General features: G+C 49.7%; 11 protein-coding genes. 7 read left to right on the top strand and 4 right to left on the bottom strand.

Annotated elements, in window-relative coordinates; translation table 11 throughout:
* Positions 1-104: 104 nt before the first annotated feature.
* Positions 105-836, bottom strand: coding sequence for an NUDIX hydrolase (locus tag QWI17_RS01070; protein WP_302720637.1), 732 nt, complete (start codon positions 834-836; stop codon positions 105-107).
* A gap of 271 nt (positions 837-1,107) precedes the next feature.
* On the opposite strand from QWI17_RS01070, the gene QWI17_RS01065 reads away from it, so the two are divergent.
* From QWI17_RS01065 to QWI17_RS01035, 7 genes are all read left to right on the top strand, one after another.
* A complete protein-coding gene (locus QWI17_RS01065; RefSeq protein WP_302720636.1) occupies positions 1,108-2,592 on the top strand; it encodes a xylulokinase in 1,485 nt (494 codons plus the stop codon).
* Positions 2,558-3,502 carry an aldose 1-epimerase gene (locus tag QWI17_RS01060; protein WP_302720635.1) on the top strand — a complete coding sequence of 315 codons (945 nt, stop codon included), beginning with the start codon at positions 2,558-2,560 and terminating at the stop codon, positions 3,500-3,502. The genes QWI17_RS01065 and QWI17_RS01060 overlap by 35 nt, the downstream gene beginning before the upstream one ends.
* A 66-nt stretch (positions 3,503-3,568) precedes the next feature.
* Positions 3,569-4,900: a xylose isomerase gene (xylA, locus tag QWI17_RS01055; protein ID WP_302720634.1), complete on the top strand. Its 1,332-nt coding sequence runs from the start codon at positions 3,569-3,571 to the stop codon at positions 4,898-4,900.
* Between the two features lie 480 nt (positions 4,901-5,380).
* Positions 5,381-8,698, top strand: coding sequence for a TonB-dependent receptor (locus tag QWI17_RS01050; RefSeq protein WP_302720633.1), 3,318 nt, complete (start codon positions 5,381-5,383; stop codon positions 8,696-8,698).
* Positions 8,699-8,776: 78 nt separating this feature from the next.
* Positions 8,777-10,270 carry a tryptophan halogenase family protein gene (locus QWI17_RS01045; RefSeq protein WP_302720632.1) on the top strand — a complete coding sequence of 498 codons (1,494 nt, stop codon included), beginning with the start codon at positions 8,777-8,779 and terminating at the stop codon, positions 10,268-10,270.
* Between the two features lie 8 nt (positions 10,271-10,278).
* Positions 10,279-11,784 carry a tryptophan 7-halogenase gene (locus QWI17_RS01040; protein WP_302720631.1) on the top strand — a complete coding sequence of 502 codons (1,506 nt, stop codon included), beginning with the start codon at positions 10,279-10,281 and terminating at the stop codon, positions 11,782-11,784.
* A 16-nt stretch (positions 11,785-11,800) separates the two neighbouring features.
* Entirely contained in the window at positions 11,801-13,303 is a 1,503-nt protein-coding gene (locus QWI17_RS01035; protein WP_302720630.1) for a tryptophan halogenase family protein, read from the top strand.
* Here QWI17_RS01035 and QWI17_RS01030 read toward each other — a convergent pair.
* The 3 genes from QWI17_RS01030 to argH all read right to left on the bottom strand — a co-directional run bounded on the left by QWI17_RS01030 (position 13,295) and on the right by argH (position 20,265).
* Positions 13,295-16,180 carry a class I adenylate cyclase gene (locus tag QWI17_RS01030; RefSeq protein ID WP_302720629.1) on the bottom strand — a complete coding sequence of 962 codons (2,886 nt, stop codon included), beginning with the start codon at positions 16,178-16,180 and terminating at the stop codon, positions 13,295-13,297. The two genes, QWI17_RS01035 and QWI17_RS01030, sit on opposite strands and share 9 nt — an antisense overlap.
* Positions 16,180-18,663 carry a PAS domain-containing hybrid sensor histidine kinase/response regulator gene (locus tag QWI17_RS01025; RefSeq protein ID WP_302720628.1) on the bottom strand — a complete coding sequence of 828 codons (2,484 nt, stop codon included), beginning with the start codon at positions 18,661-18,663 and terminating at the stop codon, positions 16,180-16,182. Before QWI17_RS01025 ends, QWI17_RS01030 begins: the two co-directional genes overlap by 1 nt.
* Positions 18,664-18,873: 210 nt before the next feature.
* Positions 18,874-20,265, bottom strand: coding sequence for an argininosuccinate lyase (gene argH, locus QWI17_RS01020; protein ID WP_302720627.1), 1,392 nt, complete (start codon positions 20,263-20,265; stop codon positions 18,874-18,876).
* Positions 20,266-20,333: the final 68 nt, after the last annotated feature.

The following is a 20,333-nucleotide window of genomic DNA, read 5'->3' as shown; positions in this document are numbered from 1 at the left end:
TAGTCACATAAACCATAAGATAGACGAAAACGAGCTTGTATACAAGCCCTGGGGGAGGGACGCGAGTGGGTGGAGTTTTTCTGGCGTTATTGCCGTGTAGGGCTTTAAATTTCGAAGGAAAAGCCTTTTTCCATTAGGGTGTTATAGGCTTGTTCATCAAATCGATACAGCTTGGCGGCGCGATGCGCGACGCCGGTTTGCTTCTCATCACAGCTCGCAAGTAAGCCCATCTTCATGATTTTTCGGCGAAAGTTGGGTTTGTCGAGTTTGGTGCCGAGTATGGACTCGTACAGTTCCTGTAACTGCAATAAGGTAAATTTCTCTGGCAGTAAGTTGAATCCAATCGGGCGTCGGCGCACATTTTGCTGAAGTTGCTCGATACCGTATTGAATGATTTCAGCGTGGTCGTATATCAGTTCTGGCAGCGCGCGTACATTAAACCAGCAAGCGTCAGCGGCATTGTGGCCAGCCGCCAGATCATAATCTTCGGCGCTGACCAAGGCGTAATAGGAAACCGTGACTACGCGCTCATTTGGGAAGCGGTCTACCCGCCCAAAGGTTTTCAGTTGTTCCAGGTACAGATCTGATACCCCAGTCAGCTCCAGCAAGTGGCGGCTGGCGGCATCCCGCAGGTTTTCATCGTAGCGAATCCAGCCCCCGGGTAAGGCCCAGCGGCCGGCGCTTATGCCCTCGCGGTGCTTGATAAGCAAAATATCGAGCTGGCCGTGGTCTAGCCCAAAAATCAGGTTGTCGATAGACAGAGCCTTAATCACGTTGTCTGGTGTGGTGGCAGGGTCAACATGACTGCTAAAAGAAGATAAAGAGTTTTCCGACACGTTTATTTCCGGCGATTAGTATGGGTTAGCGCAACAAAGGGTGGCGTTAAATATAATTAATAATTTATATTTGAATAATTATGGTCAAATATACCATATTATAGGTGGCCTTGCCGCAGGCAAGCTAATTTGTATGAAATCGGTTCAAAATTCAAGCGAAAAAGTCTTGTGGTCAAAAGGACAATAAGAGTATACTTCGCAGAATCTCGGCGCTAATGGGTCCGCTGTGCGGGCGTTGGGCGCAAAACAACATAATTAGATTTGGATAGCCATGTTATTTCTCGGTCTCGATATAGGTAGCTCATCAACGAAACTTTCGGTTATAGAAGGTGCGACAGGCCGCACTCTGGCGGCGGTCTCACATCCCGAGGCCGAGCTCGCCATCGACAGCCCTGAGGCCGGCTTTGCCGAGCAGGATCCCGCAACATGGTGGCACTGTGTGCAAGAGGGCTTGAAGAAAATTTCTGCGCAAGGTGTTGACCTTAAGCAGGTTGAAGCCATTGGAATTTCCTATCAGATGCATGGTCTGGTGCTGGTGGATGCCCAGCAGCAGGTACTGCGTCCGGCCATTATTTGGTGTGACAGTCGCGCTGTGCCGTATGGGGAGGCCGCGTTTGAGGCGCTGGGTGCCGATTACTGCTTCGACCGCTTGCTCAATTCGCCGGGTAATTTTACGGCTGCCAAGCTGCGCTGGGTGCAGGAGAATCGGCCGGAAGTGTTTGCCAAGGTGCACAAAGCCATGCTGCCCGGTGATTATATAGCGATGAAGTTGTCGGGCGAGATCAACACAACCGCTACCGGATTGTCCGAGGGCACCTTCTGGGATTACCAGAAGCGAGCGCCTGCCGCCGAGTTGCTTCAGCATTGGGGAATGGATGCTGATTTGCTGCCGGATATTGTTCCCACCATTGGTGAGCAGTGCCAGGTAAGTGATGCGGCGGCAGCAGAGTTGGGCTTAACAGCGGGCGTGAAAATTTCCTATCGCGGTGGCGATCAGCCTAATAACGCTTTCAGTTTGAATGTACTTGAGGCAGGTGAAGTAGCGGCAACGGCGGGCACCTCTGGTGTGATTTATGGCGTAACGGATAAAAACGTCGCCGATCATCAGTCGCGTGTGAATACTTTTGTACACGTCACCGATACTGAGCACAATCGCCGCAATGGTGTTTTGGTTTGCGTCAATGGTACCGGGCGCTTGTACTCTTGGTTGCGACAAATGTTGGCAACCGGGGGCGAGGTCAGCTACCCGACGCTCAATAACTTAGCCGCTGATGTGCCGGTGGGTAGTGATGGCTTAATTTTCCACCCGTTTGGCAATGGCGCCGAGCGCATTTTCCAGAATCGCAATATGGGCGCACATATTCGCAATCTCGACTTTAACCGGCACGGTTTGGGTCACATGGTTCGCGCTGCGCAAGAGGGCATTGTGTTCGCTCTTAATCAAGGCTTTGACGTTCTCAAAAGCTTGGGCGGCAGTTGTGAGGTCATCAAGGTGGCCAAGGGCAATATGTTTTTGAGTGACGTTTTCGCTCAAACCTTTGCCAATACGACCCAGGCTGCGGTTGAGCTTTATGATACCGATGGTGCGGCAGGTGCGGCGCGTGGTGCGGCGTTAGGCTGTGGATTTTATTCGTCACCGAAGGAGGCTTTCGCGGGACTGCAGCCGCTGGGTGTGATCGAGCCGAATGCGGCGGCCGCAGAGCAATATCAGCAGGCTTATCATGCCTGGCAAAAAATGCTGCCCGCACTGGATTGAGAGCGTGTTGACTGACTCGGTAACATTAACCGTCGGCGCTGCCAGCTTAAGCGTTGAGCCAAATTTTGGCGGCTTGCTCAATAGTTTGGTGGTGCCGACGCCGCGCGGTTTACGTGAAGTGATTGATGGCGTGACTGCGCAAGAGCTGGCAACTAACCCGCGGTTTTGTGGGGCGGTATTGTTTCCATTTCCCAATCGCTTGCGTGATGGGCGCTATGACTTCGACGGTCATTCGTATCAGTTTTCAGTCAGTGAAGTCGCAACGCAAACCGCGCTGCACGGATTTTTGTATCGGGAGCCGGCCCAGGTAACTCTTGGCGCCGATACACTGCTGGCCAATTATGAATTGGCAGGTGTTGCGGCAGGCTATCCTTTTAAGGCTCAGATTCAAATCGAGTATCGTTTGGCTGCGAACGGTAGCCTGGATGTTGAGATTACTGTTCGCAATACGGATGTGGTTGACATTCCGGTGGGATTCGGCTGGCACCCTTACTTCACTCTGGGGCAGCCTTTGGAGCGGTGTCGGTTGCGGTTACCCGAGGTCAAGCGCAGCGAAGTCGATGAGCGCTTGTTGCCGACGGGGCGCAAGCTTAAGGACGATCGTTTTCGTGAAAGCGTGAGTCTTGTGGGAATTGATCTGGATACATGTTTTGAGTTCGATTCGCAAGCTACCCGGGCTGATGTCGACTATGTTAGTGATGAGGCGGGCTTCGGCCTGCAGGTGTGGCAGAGGTGTGGGCCACAAGGTATGAATTTTGTGCAGCTGTATACGCCGCCTGAGCGTCAATCTTTAGCGATTGAGCCTATGAGTTGCGGTATCGATGCATTGAATACTGGTGATGGCTTGATTCGGTTGAAGCCTGGCCAGACGTTTCGTAGCGCCTATGGCGTTCGGGTGATCGAGCCATAGGTTCGGCAATTAATTTTGTAATAGCGGTGACTCAACAGTGGCTGCAGTTTTTAAAGGTGAAAAATTATGAGCGTACTCATTGGTGATAAAGAGTATTTCAAGGGCGTAGGGAAAATCGCCTATGAAGGTCCAGAGTCGGACAACCCACTGGCGTTTAAGTGGTATGACGAAAACCGCGTCGTAGCGGGTAAAACGATGAAAGACCATCTGCGTTTTGCCACCTGTTACTGGCACACCTTCTGTGGCGCTGGTCACGATCCATTTGGCCCTGGTCCATTCCATTTTCCCTGGAGTGAAGGTAAGGATTCTGAAACTCGTGCACGCATGAAGTTGGACGCAGCGTTCGAATTCTTCACTAAGGTGGGTACCCCGTATTATTGCTTCCATGATGTGGACGTGATTGAAGAGGCAGACACTCGCGCGGAAACCAGTGCTCGTTTGGCGCAGTGGGTTGAGTGGGCGAAAGAAAAACAGGCCGCTTCTGGCATGAAGTTGCTGTGGGGCACCTCTAACCTGTTCACGAATCCACGCTTTATGAATGGCGCCTCGACGAACCCAGACTTTAATGTAGTTGCCTACGCCGGCGCGCAATTGAAAGACGCTATTGACGCGACCATTGCGCTTGGCGGTGAAAACTACGTGTTCTGGGGTGGCCGTGAAGGTTACATGAGCTTGCTGAACTCAGACATCGGTCGCGAACAAGAGCATATGGCTCGCTTTTTGACCATGGCTCGTGACTACGGTCGTGCCAATGGCTTTACCGGTAGCTTCTTGATTGAGCCCAAGCCAATGGAGCCATCCAAGCACCAGTACGACTTCGACAGCGAAACGGTAATTGGTTTCTTGCGCCACCATGGCCTGGACAAAGATTTTAAGCTTAACATTGAAACCAACCATGCAACTTTGGCCAGTCATACCATGGACCATGAAATGCAGGTGGCGGCTAACGCTGGCATGCTGGGCTCCATTGACGCCAACCGTGGTGACTATCAAAACCAGTGGGATACCGATCAGTTCCCATACAATATCAACGAAACCGTTGAGATGATGTTGGTCGTATTGCGCGCGGGTGGATGGGCAGGCGGTGGTGTTAACTTCGATGCCAAGCGTCGTCGTAACTCCACTGACCTGGTTGACACCTTTCACGGTCATATTGGCGGTATGGATGTCTTTGCCCGTGCTTTGGTTATCGCTGACGACATCCTGCAGAAATCACCCCTTGAGGCGATGCGCAAAGAGCGTTACGCGACCTTTGATGGCGGCGATGGCGCCAAATTTGAGGCAGGCGAGCTGTCATTGGAAGCGCTCGCTGCGATCGGTAATGCCGGTGGTGAGCCTGCACAAACCAGTGGTCAGCAGGAGTTGTACGAAAACATTATTAACCGTTACGTGCGTTAAGTGTCGATTGTTTAGGCGCGAAAGAAAAAAACCAGCCTTAGGCTGGTTTTTTGCATTTCCCTCCCCCCTCTGTTAGCGTTAACATTTTTTTGGTTATAAATATCTCAACTCTTAGATGCTTTTATTGGTAAAACTTTCACTTATAGTTAAAATTGATCGGGTCGTGTGAGTTTTAGCCTAATAGTCTATTTGACTAGGAATCAATTAGGCGCCAAAATTGGTTGTAATCGGCACAGTTTCTGATGGGTGGGCGGTCGGCCCTTTTTTAAATCCGCCTGTTGTAATCGGTTACGAAGTGCCGAGCTTTGGAGTTTGTGTGTTTGACTAATCATCACATTTCGCGCATTATTTGAATGTGTGACGATTCGATCGTTTAGGTTATCGCTAACATCCCAAGCCCATTGGGATGTGATAATCAAGCGGCGAAAAGTACAGCCACAAAAAGCTCATGAACTTAATAAATATAAAAGAGATCATGCTATGACAATTAGAACTCGTAAGCCGGGTGTAAAGACCGGTATGGTTAGCCTTGCGTCCTCCCTTCTCGTATTGACCAGTGTTGTTGCTACCGCTCAAGAAGCGGAAACGGTTGCAGCTGACGAAGATATGATGCTTGAGGAAGTCGTTGTTAAAGGGATGCGCCAGTCCCTGGAATCAGCGCAAGACATCAAGCGTAACGCCCCCACCGTTGTTGATTCTATTACGGCAAAAGATTTGGGTTCGTTCCCGGATAAATCAGTTGCAGAGGCGCTTCAGCGCGTCGCCGGTATTACCGTAAACCGCTTCGCTGCATCGTCTGATACCGCTCACTTCTCCGCGGAGCCTTCGGGCGTTGTGGTGCGTGGTTTGAATCAGGTTCGCACCGAATTTAACGGCCGCACTTCTTTTAGTGCCAACTCGTCACGTGGTTTGAGCTGGGGTGATGTTTCCCCCGAGCTGATGGCCGGCGTTGACACTTACAAAAACCAAATGGCTGAGCTGATTGAAGGTGGTATCGCCGGTACTGTGAATATGCGTACCCGCCTGCCTTTTGATCAAGACGGTCAAATGATGGCGCTTACCATTAATGGTAACTACGGCGACCTTTCCGAAGAGCTTACTCCTGAAGTTTCAGGCCTTTACAGCAACCGCTGGGAGACAAGCGCAGGTGAGTTTGGTTTCTTAGGTAACTTCGCTTACTCCGACGTAACCACCAAAACCGAGGGTGTTCAGTACTTCCGGATGAACCGTTTCCGTAATATTTACGGTGAAGATACTCTGCGCTACATCCCCGCGACGGTTAATATGCGTGAAAACATCTATGACCGCGTGCGTAAGGGTGTTGCCTTGGCTATGCAGTACCAAAACCCTTCGGAGACTGTTGTATTGACCACGCAGTACAACCGTTCGGAGTACGATAACGCTTGGGAAGAGTATGTGGTTCAGGTGTCCCCGGCCGATTTATCGTTTGGTGAGAGTGTTTTCTTTGAAGTAGAAGATGCTGGAGGTGCACCTGTACCTGCGCCAGGCGCCGGTGATTTTGTGTTTGATGATCAAGGCCTGTTCCAGACCGGTGTGATGAATTCGCAAATCGGTTGGTGGGGTAACGACAACGCCGAATCTGCAGGCTTCGCGGCGAATGCGGCGGGCCAGCCGATGGTCAATGCGTGTTACGGTTGGAATGGTTGTGAGCCTGCCACGCGTGGTTCAGACATGACCGCGGCAACCCGCTCTAACAACAACCAGAATATGACCCAAGATTTCTCGGTAAATTTGAAGTGGTCTATTAGCGACTCTATTCGCTCTAACTTCGATGTTCAGTACGTCGACTCAACTGTGCAAAACTACGATATTGAAGTCGGTATGGGCACCTACGCCGATGTCGATCTGGACATCAGCGGTGAATTGCCTAGCGTAAATTTGCTGGATCCAACCAATGTGAACTTGTCGCCAGGCAAGTGGGCGAATCCGAATAACTATCGTATCCATAATATTATGGATCACGTGGAAGACAGCTCCGGTGACCAGCTTGCTCTGAAAGCCGATTTTGAGTTCGACATCGATAACGGTTGGTTGGAATCGATCAAAACCGGTGCGCGCTGGGCCGAGCGCGACCAGGAAGTGCGTTGGAGTGGTTACAACTGGCAAAACGTTGCCAATACATGGACCGGTGATCAGGCGCCATACTACAACGTCGACCGCACGGAGCCAGCCAACGGTGAGGGTGCGCAGCCTGATTTCAACGGTTACCCGTCTGATTTTGCCGAAACACGTTTGTTTGGTGAGTCGTCTTATCACGATATAAACATGAACGAGTTCGTGTTTGCCAATATGGATACTCTGCAAGATCAAGAGTTGATGGCGAGCACCATGAGTGCCCAAGCCTTAGGCTTTTCCGGTGGTACCGGCTGGGATCCAATCTGTTCCAATACCGGCGACCGCGCCGATGAGGTGGCCGGTACTTGTTATACGCCCTCTGAAATTGTCGATATTGTAGAAACAACTTCTGCCGCTTATATTCAGTTCAACTTCGGCGGTGAGCATGCCGAGCTGTTCGGTATACCCTTCTCCGGTAACTTGGGTGTGCGCTACGTTGAAACCGACATTACCAGTTCGGGTGGTATTGCGCTGCCACGCTTGGGTGATGAGTTCTTCTTTACCATTGATGATGAGGGCGAGCGCGTACCAGACCCAACCCGTACGAATTTGGGTTGTGAAATTGGTGCGGGCCCGGTTGATCCGGATGCGCCACCGCCAGAGGTGCCCAACAGCATGGGCTGTTACCTCGGTGATGATGACGTTGCCTTTATGGACGGTGCCGACCAAACCAGTGTGGCGGAATCGAACGATGAAACCTTCTTGCCGAGCTTCAACATCAAGTTTGACTTGACCGATGAGCTAGTGTTGCGTTTTGCCGCGTCTAAGGCTATGGCTCGCCCTGATATTGGTAATCTGCGTAACTATGTGAGCGTGGGTAGTTCCATGCCAGATCGTAATAACGCCGATGACCCTCTGTGGATAAAAGACGGTAATGGCGAAATCACCGGTGCCAATGTGCGCTACAACGGTGGTGCGCAGAACCCCTTCCTGAAGCCCATCAAGGCAACTCAATTTGACTTGGCTTTGGAGTACTACTTTGCCGATGTGGGTTCATTTACCTTCACATTGTTCCAGAAGTCGTTTGAAGATTACATTCAGTTCAGCACCTACAACCGTGAATTCACCAACAACGGTGTGACTCGTACGGCTGAGATTAATGGCCCGGTAAATGGTGACGGTGCTGATATTCAGGGCTTCGAGGTGGCTTACCAAACCTTCTTCGACTTCCTGCCAGAGCCATTTGATGGCCTTGGTATTCAGGCTAACTACACCTACATTGAAAACGAAGGTATTACCAATACCAACATCAGTAACGTAGGTGGTGAGGCGACCACAATCACCGGTCAGGCACCTGACCAGATCTCGGTAGATCGCCTTGAAGGGTTGAGTGATAATGCCTTCAACATTGTGGGTATGTATGAGAAAGGCCCAATTGCCGCTCGTCTAGCCTACAGTTGGCGCGATGAGTTTATGGTTACCGCCATTGACTGTTGTGTGGCTTACCCAATCTGGAACGAGGCCTATGGCGCTTTGGATGGCTCTATCAAGTATGAGTTAACCGATAACATTGACATTCGTTTCCAGGCGAGTAACTTGTTGAATGAAGAGACAGTTCTGAAGCAGCAGGTAACGAACGTAGAAGACGGCGGCTTGTTGTTGCCTAACGCTAGGTTCCAGAATGATCGACGTTATACCGTTGGTGTTCAAATGCAGTTCTAATACTGCGCGCGAATTACCAATTCGATCGAAATGCGCTGCTATTTTATAGCAGCGCATTTTTTTTAAGCGGAAGTAGCTATGTCAGAAAAAATTAAAATTGTTATTGTTGGTGGCGGTACAGCAGGCTGGATGACGGCGGCGGCACTGAGTTCTATCGCGACGGACAAAGTGTGTGAAGTCACTTTGGTGGAGTCCGATCAAATCGCCACGGTGGGGGTGGGTGAGGCCACTATACCGGCCATTAAAGAGTTTAATGACCGGCTGGGAATTATTGAATCGGAGATGATGCAAAAAACCGCAGCGACTTTTAAGCTCGGCATTGAGTTTGTCGATTGGAGTCGTTTGGGATCATCGTACATACACCCGTTTGGTACCTATGGTGAAACCTATAAAGGCGTCGACTTTCATCAGCTTTGGCAGCGCGATCAAGCCGCTGGCGGCCAACTACCGTTAGAGCGTTACTCGTACGCAATACAGGCGGCACGGGCCAATCGCTTTGAGTTCCCTGCAACGGCCGACTCGGTCAGTTCAACCTATTCGTATGCGTATCACTTCGATGCAGGACTCTACGCTAATTTTTTAAAAGAGTTTGCCGTCGCACGTAAAGCCACACGTGTTGAGGGCAAGGTTATCAAAATTAATCGTGCGGAGAATGGCAATGTAAGCTCGATTGAACTGGAAAACGGTAAGGAGTTAGCCGGTGACTACTTTATCGATTGTAGCGGCTTTCGGTCCCTTCTGCTCGGGGAGGAGCTCGGGGTCGAGTTTGAATCTTGGAAAAAGTGGCTGGCGTGCGATAGGGCATTGGCCGTGCAAAGTGAAGGCATTGACGACATTCCGCCCTATACCAGAGCTACGGCGAAATCGGCCGGCTGGCAGTGGCGTATTCCGCTGCAGCACCGTGTGGGCAACGGCCTTGTATACGCGGGAGATTTCATCAGTGATGCTAAGGCGACTGATGAGATAATGCAGAGTGTTGAGTCTCCCTTGAGTGATCTCAAGCAGATCAAGTTTGAAGCGGGGCGGCGTCGAGCGTCTTGGGTAAAAAACTGTATTGGCATCGGACTGTCCAGTGGCTTTCTTGAACCGTTAGAGTCAACCAGTATTTATCTTATTCAGGTTGCTATCGTAAACTTTCTGAAGTTGTTGCATGGCAAGGTGGCTGATAAATCCGTGGTGCGAGAGTTTAATCGTTTAGTTGACCTGGAGTACGATAGAGTCAGGGATTTTCTGATACTGCATTACAAGCTAACTGAGCGCTCCGACAGCGAGTTCTGGCAGTATTGTCGTAATATGGAGGTGCCAGATTCGCTGCAGGAAAAAATCGAACTGTACACGAAGCGTGGCTATATAGACCAATACCGTTATGGACTTTTCTCGCCATCGAGTTGGCTGGCAGTGTTATCGGGGCAAGGGGGAGTTCCCAAGTGTGCCGAGCCCATGGCCGAAAAAATAAACCTGTCGGAAGCGCAAGCTAAAATGCGTGAATTACAATCAAGTATCGAGGGGAAAGTGGCTCAAATGAGTTCGCATCACCATTTCTTGCACGGCTATTGCCCGTATAACTCGTAGAGGTCAACATGATAAAAAAAATAGCCATTGTTGGCCGGGACGCGGACGCTTGGTTGGCATCTTTGGTTTTGAAGTTAAGTTTGCACAGTGAGTCTCAACCGGTTGAAATTGACTTGGTAGAACTACCGTCAACGTTAGGGCCGCAGGATCTTTACGTAACCTTGCCCAGTCAGCGCGGATTGAATCGCATGGTGGGTATCAGTGATTTTGACATCATGGGCCGTTGTAAAAGCTTGCCTTCATTGGCCCAAAGGTACTCTGGCTGGTCAGGTCAAGCCGGTAGCTTTGTTGTACCTTATGATACGGCCGGTATAAATCAGGGCGGTGTAGACTTTATTCATTTGTGGACTAAGGGTAGGCAAAATGGATTGGATGTGGCCCTCGAGGAGTTCTCTTTGGGCAGTGCCTGCGCCAAGCGAGGCAAGAAATTTTTGCATACGGAGGCGAGCGCTGACTACAGCAATGCCAGTTACGGTTTTAATTTGTCGGCCCTGGAATACTTAACGAGCATAGCTCAAAAAGCCACGGCTGCAGGCGTTAATCATCGGGCCGGGAGCGTGGATCACGTGACGGTCGTAGAAGGCAATATTGCAAACGTTACTCTGGATGATGGGTATGTTATTGAGGCAGACCTTTTTATTGATGCCACTGGCCCCGAGGCTGTATTGCGCTCTGCGTTAGGTGACCTGCACAATGAAGACTGGAGCCACTGGTTTCCAGCCGACAGCAAAGTTATTGCCAGCATTGGAAAAATGAACAATGTTCCGGCATTCAGTGAGCATATTGCTTTTGAGGCCGGCTGGATGGGCGTATACCCGCTGGCCGCACGTACGGGCGTTGTCGTGAACACCGGCGCAGGCTATGCTGATATTAATGATGCACCGAACTGGATAAAGTCCGCTACGGGACAAGATATGGTAGACGGCAAAGTCGTTTCGGTGAACTCGGGTATTGTGGCAACACCCTGGCGTGCAAATTGTGTATGCCTTGGGTCGTCAGCAGTGAGTCTTGATGCGCTCTGTGGCGCCGACATGCATCTATTACACACATCGCTAGCACACCTGGTGTCATTGTTGCCTGTTGATGCCGACTGCGGCCAAGAGGCAAGAAGATACAATCAGAAAATACGCCAGCACGCAGAGAATATTCGGGACTATCAGCTGGCCTACTATTGGTTGAGCCGGAACCGCCCGGGCCAATTCTGGCAAAGGCTAAGTAATGACTCGCTACCCGATTCGCTCACACAGAAAATTGACCTTTTTCAATCGTTAGGTCTTATACCAATGAATGAAAGTGAAACCTTTCAGGAGGAGGCGTGGCAAGCACTATTCGCTGGGTTTGGCATCATCCCGAAAGCTTACAGTGCTCTTGTAAATACGATTCCAGAGCAAAGTCAAATTCAATTGATGCAAGATATGCTCAAATTTGTCGCTAATGAATCCGGCCAAATGACCGATCTGGCGACTTTTGTCGAGCTGAATACTGAACAAGAATTTTCTGGCTCCATGTTTTAGGCGTAAGGGCTTAACAATGATTAAAAATGTAGTAATTCTAGGCGGTGGAACCGCGGGTTGGATGACGGCGGCGGCCATCGCCAAGACCGTGGGAACAAAAAATATATCTCTCACCCTGGTGGAGTCGGAAGAGATAGGAACGGTTGGAGTCGGTGAGGCCACCATTCCAATGATCTCCCTGTTTAACAATGTGCTGGGAATTGACGAAAATGAATTTATTCGCGAGACCAACGCGACATTCAAGCTCGGCATTGAGTTTTGTGATTGGCGAAAGAAGGGTCACAGCTATTTCCACCCTTTTGGTCTTCTTGGTGTCGATATGGATGGTATTAGCTTTACCCACTATTGGTATCGGTGGATGAAGATGGGGGGAAGTCCTGACTACACGATATTCAATGCAGAAACGCAAGCGGCAAGGGCGGCTAAGTTTATTCGTACTAAGGGTGAAACAGGCCCGAAACTGATGCCATCAATCAACTACGCTTTTCAGTTCGACGCGGGAAGATTTGCAAAATACCTTAGACGATTTAGTGAAAAGCTGGGCGTAACTCGAATTGAAGGTAAAGTTGATCACGTTAAGCAGTGTGAGGTGACCGGTAATATCAATGAGTTGGTGTTAGCCGATGGTAATAGTGTAAGTGGTGACTTCTTTATTGATTGCACTGGATTCAAAGGGATGTTAATCGAGGGTGTGTTTAACGCAGGTTTTGATGATTGGTCACACTGGTTGCCGGTGAATAAAGCCGTTGCTGCACCCTGTGAGGCGGCAACAAAGGCTGTACCTTACACTAAGTCTACCGCTCTTGAAGCCGGCTGGAAATGGCGAATCCCCCTGCAAAATCGCGTTGGTAATGGGTACGTTTACTGCGATCAGTACATAAGTGACGATGAGGCGCATAATCGGTTCGTTAACTCGCTCGAAGGCGAGCTTCTGGCGGATCCCAAAATATTGCGGTTCACCACTGGTAAGAGGAAATCTTGCTGGGAAAAGAACTGTTTGGCAATTGGCTTGTCAGGTGGATTTTTAGAGCCTTTAGAGTCAACCAGTATTCATCTTATACAGGTGGCTATTGCTAAGTTGCTAGCAATGTTTCCGCGTGAAGAGATCAGTGACGTAATGCGTGCTCGGTTCAACGAAGAAATGTCTGCCGACTACGACAATATCAAAGACTTTTTAATTGCGCACTACCATGTTACAGAGCGAGACGATACGGAGTTTTGGCGTTATGTACGCAATATGCAAATTCCGCAAACTCTCGCGGATCGTCTGGAAATTTTTAAAGCGCGTGGCGAAGCGTTAGTACGTCAAACAGAGTTGTTTAAAGAGGTAAGTTGGTTTTCGGTCTTAGTGGGGCAGGGAATGATGCCCGAATCCTACCACAGGGTGGCTGATGCAATATCCGACGATGAGCTGCAAACTCGCTTAACCAATATTCGAAACGGTGTCAAAAAACGAATTGAAATGATGCCGGAGCACAATGCGTTTATCGATCAGCACTGTCGTGCTAAATCAATGTGAGGCCGTAATCTTATCTGAGTTTAAAACGCTTAGCTTATGGTTGAGCCGGTTTTCTATCAGGCGTTTTTGTTGTAGGTAGTGAAGAAGTTGCAAGCCCGTTTCAGGGGCAATTAATTCGGCGCAGGCCGTCAGATCCAGATCATTGATATAACAATGGTAAGATTGTCGGCCTTGTCGCTGGGATGCAATGTACTTCGCTGCTTTCTCAAATGGATCCTGATTCTCATCTCGGTACACTTCATTATCACAGAATATTGTGTAGTGAAGTTGGCCGTCATCGTCGGGTTCGACGATGACTTTAATGTCGGTGTAGGTTATGTTGCTGGATAGAGTGTTGCCGGCATCCTCTTCTACGACATATTTCTGTCCTTTCTTGCTAACTCGTCGAATGCCTACCCGTTTAACATTGCTCATGGAGTCGAAGTGCTCCAGGGAAAACACACCTCCCTGGGAAGATAGGCGTGCGTTGACCGCTGCTATAAAACTCAGTATAGGTGTTGGGAATGCATTTTTCTCGAGGTGAGTGGCACTGAAGCGAAACAGCGCTCCGCTGACATCACTGTAGGTATACAAGACTTGGTCTTCATTCACTTCGTAGTAAAGATAGTGGCTGCCCGGCTTCACAGTTTCGATTATGCTGCGAATCGATGTGTTGAGTAGCGCCATGGAGTCGAGAATCAATGGCCGATCGTGAGCCTGTGGTGTTTCCAGATATTCAAACAGTTCTTCGGTAGAGTGCAGGCGAATGATTGACGGTGTGTTTTGGTGAAACTGTACAACATAGAATTGGCGGTGGGTTTCTATTAAGTAGCGCGCATACGGGTTGCCATTATTGCCATAAAAGCACTGCTTTATTCTGCTTATTAATTCACACAGCCGGTTTTCAATTAATGCACCAAACTGTTGATCAGGGCAGACAATGTCGATGTCCGGTGGCGTATCAATCAAATGCGGAGGGGCAAATCTAAGGTAGGCTAGAATAAACTGACTGAGGGCGTCTTTTTTGTAACTGCGTACAATTATTTCGTGCCAGCTATTGAGGTGCGCCAAATCGACAGATTGCACTAAATTATCGTGCAGCCCACTATAGTTAAGAGCATCTGATTGTTCGCTAAGCAGCTTCAGCCCCTGTTTGTCGAGGGTTTCGTAGGGGGTAATAGTAAGGTTAATTGCTGCCTGGACTTTAGTCACAATTGCGGCTTCGAGGAAGGCATCGTGGGAGGGTTGTTCGCTTAATCTAGGCAGCCATTTGAGCGTTCGCTGCAAGATGCATCGCTTTTCAGGTTCCTGTAGTAAACGATCACCGATTATGTCGATATGTGTGGCCGTATCCAAGACTCCGTTGCAAATGGCCCATATAAGTGAAGAGTGCAAAGACTCCGACTCGTACAGCTGTACTCTTTGTCGGCTTGTCGAATCGCTATAGGAACGTTGATCCCGGTAAAGCTTCCACTTGCGCTGATGGTGTTGTGATTGCCTCAGGGTGAGGAATGCTTCGCTCAGGTCTTTCGAGATCTCCGGATTAATTTTTTCAATCTTTCCCGATTTTCGCTCAAACGCCGCATGTAGCTTTCTGCCAAGAATGGCCAGTTCCTGTGAGCTAATTGTTGCCTCTTCAAAGGATTGTCGTGATAGGCCACCGAGCAAACGGTAGCTCTGGCTTAATTCCTTAATAAGTAAATCTCTTTCTTGTATAACCCGATTGGCTTTCCACAGCTTATGCGAATCGAGTCGCAGCAGCTGTGTGTTGTCCCATCCCCAGGACTCAACCAAGTGCTCAAGAATGAGTCTCTGCCAGGATTTTTGCCGGTTGGTCGGTGGTCGGGTTAAAGGTTTGTCGACTTTAAAATAGAAACAACGCCTTGCCAGCTCCAGACGTTGTTGTTGGTCGGTTCGTTGAAAATAGTCTTCGATGCGATAATAAATAAGCAAATAGCCGTCAAGATCATTTACTTCGGGACATTTTTTATGTATTTCTTCTTTAAAGTCGAGAGCCAGAGGTTTTGCCTTTCCTTGGCTGGCATAGGCTTCAAGCAGCATCAATTTTAATACTGACTTGTGTGGTGAATTAATGCCTTTGTAAAGCTGCCAGATTCCGGCGCCTAGGTACTCCTGGTGAGGAATATGCGTGATGGGTCCAAAATCGACGACATCCTGTTTGCGAACAAATCGCTTGTGTAACAGTTGTTGGGTGAAATAATTGTAGTTGCTTTCTTCTCTCACCGGAACGTACCACCAAAGTGGCACCTTGCCGGCAATCCAAATCGCACTGCGATAGAACTCATCCAGCAGTAGGTGTTGTTGAGCTGAGCCGCTACTCTCTGTAGACATTGAGCTGGATGCTTGGTGAACGTCTGGATTGTCTCCGTAAACAGGGAAAAAATGTGCCTCTACCCCCAATTCTTGTTCAGCCCAGACACTGATGTCTTCGCACTTTTTTATGAGCTTCGTTAGGTCGTCTTTTCTAATTTTGGGCTTATGGCAAACCCATATGTCAAAGTCACTACGTTCACTGTGGGCAATGGTGCCAACACTACCCATAATGAAGACGGCGTCAATGGCCAAATCGCGCTGTGAGTAGTTCTTCTTGAGCTCAAAGCTTCTGGCGACTATTTTAGCGGCACTGATCTGAATGGGGTCCGGCTTGAAATATGGGATACCGCATGGGGTGGATGCGCCTTGATAACCGGGTAGCATAGGGTGATTGACGTGAAGCAGTAGCGGCAATACGTCTAGAAAAAGTTGCTGCCGAATGCCAATTGCTTCGCGAGTTCGGTCTAGTCGGGCACTGTTTAAATCGAGAAAACGCTGCTTGATCTGCTTAAGCTGCTTGCGGTCGATACCATTGTCTGGATGAATTTCCGAGAAATCAGACATCAGTGATTGACGGTGAATTTATGTCCGTTGAGCAGATCGGCAAGCGTTTGGTATAGTATCTGGGGGTTGATTGGTTTACTAATATAATCGTTCATGCCTATCTCCAGACAACGTTCCCGGTCTCCTGCCATAGCTTGAGCGGTTACCGCCACTATAGGCAAATGTTTTCGGTGGTGCATTATGCGTATGGCCGCTGTTGCTTCCAGACCATTCAGAACTGGCATTTCAATGTCCATTAATACCGCATCAAAGTGTTCTTCGCCTGTTAATCGGTCGACGGCTTGCTGGCCGTTGTCTACATTGATAACCGTAATGCCTTTTTTCTTCATGATTCCGCAGGCAACCTGTTGGTTGACGAGGTTGTCTTCGACCAGAAGTACCCGCTTACCCTTAAGAAGCGTATGTTGCTCGTCATCGGAACTTTGATCATCGCCGGTTAAGCACTCGGGAAGTGCTCTGCATATGGCGTCGAATAATCTGGACTCGCTTACTGGTTTACTGAGGAAATCATCGACGAAGTCGGCATCCTTGTGCTGTAGAAAAATTTCGTCGCGCTGAAAAGATGAAACTAAAAAGATTTTTGGTTTTTGCTTTATCTTATTAGATTTTTTGATTTCACGCGCTGCTTCGAGGCCATTTCTTAATGGCATTTTATAGTCAAGCAGCAGCAAATCGTAAGCTCTATGATCTTTTTCTGCTGCGATTATTTTTTTCAATGCATCCGCCGCGTTGGAAGCTGTGTCAACATGGTCCACAAGTTTGCCTGCAGATTTCGCCAGTATGTCGAGGGCGAGCTGGTTGTCATCAATCACCAGTAGGCGAAGTGCCCGGCAACTGCTGTGTTCGCTGCTTATTCGGTGGTCGCCTATATGGCTATGTTCGAAGTCTGCACTAAATGAAAATTTCGCGCCTTTACCCGGTTTGCTAACTATATCAATTTGTCCATTCATCAGCTGAACCAGGAGTTTGCATATTTGCAATCCGAAGCCGTTTTTTCCTGGTGCGCCAGCGTGTGGCCGGGTGTTGAGGTCGTGCTGCAAAGCTTGTAGTGTTTTAGGCTTCAGACCCTTACCATGATCGATAATATTAAATCTAAGTTGGACTTTATCGCTTTGCATGTTGAGGTTTTCAACATTAACAACAATTTCATCACTGTTCGAGTATTGCAAGGCGTTGGTAACCAGGTGACTTATGATGTGGCCTAAGCGAACGGCATCGCCGCGTAAAAAGCGAGGAACCTCATCGGCAATATCAAAAATAATATTAACAGGTTTGTGTACTGTGGCGCTTTCGAACATGCGGGACAGGCGCTCGAAAACATGCTCTAAGTCAAAATGAGCATTTTCGAGAATAATGTGGCCAGTTTCGAGTTTGGCGTAATCAAAAACCTGATTTATCGTTTGCAGCAACGAATTGGCGGCGTGATTAATACTGTCGAGATAGCTTTTTTGTTGTGAGTCCAGTGCGGTGTCGTTGAGTAGGTGGCCAAGGCCAAGAATGGCATTCATCGGTGTTCGGATCTCATGGCTCATACTGCCTAAGAATTTGCTCTTGGTTTGACTGGCCAACTCGGCTTCGGCTTTGGCTTTCAGCAGCTCCTCGCGATCGGCAATCGATTGTGTTATCTCTGCATTGGTGCCGACACAGCGAGTTGGTGTGCCATGTGGGTCTGGCTCCACAAATATGCATTGAGAATGAACCCAAAGGGTGTTGCCATTTTTGTGCAGAACGCGGTGTTCTAGACGCAAGTGTTCGCGTCCATTATGAATGGCTGTATTGAATTCTTGCAGTACGTTATCGAGATCGTCAGGGTGAATAAAATAGTTTTTGAGTGTCTCTAAAGTGCCTGGCATGGGTTCGTAATCGTAACCGAGCATACGCAAGTAGCCACTGCTGAAGTATATTTTGTTCCGCGTCAGATCCCAGTCCCACAGGCCATTGCTTGAGGCTCGCATGGCGTAGCGAAAGCGCTTGTCACGTTCGCGCAGTTTTTGAATCAATTGGTTGTGCTCGAACGCTTCCCACATCAAGGTGGCGATTTTTATGGCGAACTGTAAAAGTGGCTCGATGATATCGGTAGGCAGGCACAGCACTGCCAGGGTGTGCTGGCGGATTTGAATCGGTATGAGATTGCCACCGGGCAAGGGTAGTTCAAAGCCGTCTCTGAGCACCTGTATCGCTGAGCTCTCTAGTGCCGGCGGAGTGTCTTCAGATTGACTGGCAATCAGTTGCCAGTGGTTAATGGTTTTATCGACGGACCACAAGGTTAGAGGCTGAATATTCAATTGTTCACTCAGCAGCAGCAAGCTGGCTTGAATATCGTCTAGACTGGCTTCGCCCAGCAGCAATGCGAAATGCCGCTGCAGTGCAGACGAACCTTGCCCGCTAGATTCGCCCGCGCTCTGGGTTAGTATCGCCAGGGCCTGTTCGAGCTGGGCGACTCGCGCCTCTAGCGCGCTTGTATCCTTGCCTTGGTTCGTCATAATTTGACTGTCCTGTGCTAGCCACTAGACTCGCTTGTGGTGATTTTGGGGCGCGCAACCACCGCCCTGCCGTCATGCGGGATAGCTTAATAATAGTAGAAATTTGCGTCAAATCCACCATCCCAGGCTCGAGAGCGGACGTTATTGGCGTAAATCACGGAGAGAGCCGTCAGGGCCGAAGACCTGACGGCGAGGGGAGGGAAGGGTTGATCACCCCAGCAAGCTGCGTGCGCGCACTACCGCGGCTTCAACCTGTTGCGGCGCAGTGCCGCCAATATGGTTGCGGGCCGCCACCGAGCCCTCCAGCGTGAGTACCTCAAATACATCAGCGGCGATGGTGGCGGAGAATTGCTGGAGCTCCTCCAGGCTCATCTCCGACAGGTCTTTGCCGGTTTCGATGCCGTAGGCGACCGATTTGCCCACGACTTCATGGGCGTCGCGAAAAGGCATACCTTTGCGCACCAAATAGTCAGCCAGGTCGGTTGCAGTCGAGAATCCCCGCCGCGCGGCTTCGTACATGTTCTCTTTACGGGCCGTAATGGCCGGTATCATATCGGCAAAAGCGCGCAGGCAATCTTTGACCGTGTCGATGGCGTCAAACAGAGGTTCCTTGTCTTCTTGATTGTCTTTGTTGTAAGCCAGTGGCTGTGATTTCATCAAGGTAAGGAGGCTAATCAAGTGGCCGTTAACGCGGCCCGTTTTGCCGCGCACAAGCTCAGGTACGTCCGGATTTTTCTTTTGCGGCATAATCGATGAGCCTGTGCAAAAGCGGTCGGGCAGATCGATAAAGTTGAATTGGGCACTGGTCCAGAGCACCAGCTCCTCGCTGGCGCGAGACAAGTGAGTCAAGAGGATGCTGGCGAAGGCACAGAATTCAATGGCGAAATCGCGATCTGATACCGAGTCCAGGCTGTTGGCGGTGGGGCCATCAAAACCCAGTAGCTGCGCTGTGTAGGCTCGATCTATTGGGTATGTGGTACCCGCTAGCGCGGCGGCGCCTAAGGGCGACTGATTAAGACGTTTGCGGCAGTCACTGAGGCGGCTGGCGTCGCGGGTCAGCATCTCATTCCAAGCCAATAGGTGGTGACCAAAAGTAACGGGTTGTGCGGTTTGCAGGTGGGTGAAGCCGGGCATAATGGTGTCGGCTTCGCGCTCGGCGACACCCAAAATACCGACTTGCAGGCGCTTGAGCTCAACAGCAATGGCGTCAATTTCATCGCGCAGGTAGAGGCGAATATCAGTGGCTACCTGATCGTTACGCGAGCGCCCTGTGTGTAACTTCTTGCCGGTGATGCCAATTTTGGAGGTGAGGGCGGCTTCGATGTTCATGTGGACATCTTCCAGCGCAACAGACCACTCAAAGTTACCGGCGACAATATCGGCGCGGATCTCTTCCAATCCAGTGATGATTTGCTGCTTTTCCTCGGCGCTGAGCACACCGACTTTCTCTAACATTGTGGCGTGGGCAATAGAACCATTGATGTCGTGATGATACAGTCGCCAGTCAAAACCAATGGATGCGGTAAAGCGCTCAACAAACGCGTCAGTCGCTTCACTAAAGCGCCCACCCCAGGATTTGTTGGTCTGATCGGTATCGCTCATAATTTCTCTCACAGCAGTCGTTGGTGGCGCAGTCACCGGTGTGAACATTGGCCAGAAAATAAAAAGTG

Origin of the sequence: Gilvimarinus gilvus, assembly GCF_030518155.1 — a bacterium.
In the GTDB taxonomy this organism is placed as follows: Bacteria; Pseudomonadota; Gammaproteobacteria; order Pseudomonadales; family Cellvibrionaceae; genus Gilvimarinus; species Gilvimarinus gilvus.
The sequence above is the reverse complement of the archived record's forward strand: the minus strand, read 5'-3'. Positions and strand labels throughout refer to the sequence as shown.

Excerpts from the sequence above, each read along its gene's own strand:
- QWI17_RS01065 (WP_302720636.1), top strand. The coding sequence starts at position 1,108 with ATGTTATTTCTCGGTCTCGATATAGGTAGCTCATCAACGAAACTTTCG.
- QWI17_RS01060 (WP_302720635.1), top strand. The coding sequence starts at position 2,558 with ATGCCTGGCAAAAAATGCTGCCCGCACTGGATTGAGAGCGTGTTGACT.
- xylA (WP_302720634.1), top strand. The coding sequence starts at position 3,569 with ATGAGCGTACTCATTGGTGATAAAGAGTATTTCAAGGGCGTAGGGAAA.
- QWI17_RS01050 (WP_302720633.1), top strand. The coding sequence starts at position 5,381 with ATGACAATTAGAACTCGTAAGCCGGGTGTAAAGACCGGTATGGTTAGC.
- QWI17_RS01045 (WP_302720632.1), top strand. The coding sequence starts at position 8,777 with ATGTCAGAAAAAATTAAAATTGTTATTGTTGGTGGCGGTACAGCAGGC.
- QWI17_RS01040 (WP_302720631.1), top strand. The coding sequence starts at position 10,279 with ATGATAAAAAAAATAGCCATTGTTGGCCGGGACGCGGACGCTTGGTTG.
- QWI17_RS01035 (WP_302720630.1), top strand. The coding sequence starts at position 11,801 with ATGATTAAAAATGTAGTAATTCTAGGCGGTGGAACCGCGGGTTGGATG.
- QWI17_RS01030 (WP_302720629.1), bottom strand. The coding sequence starts at position 16,180 with ATGTCTGATTTCTCGGAAATTCATCCAGACAATGGTATCGACCGCAAG.
- QWI17_RS01025 (WP_302720628.1), bottom strand. The coding sequence starts at position 18,663 with ATGACGAACCAAGGCAAGGATACAAGCGCGCTAGAGGCGCGAGTCGCC.
- argH (WP_302720627.1), bottom strand. The coding sequence starts at position 20,265 with ATGAGCGATACCGATCAGACCAACAAATCCTGGGGTGGGCGCTTTAGT.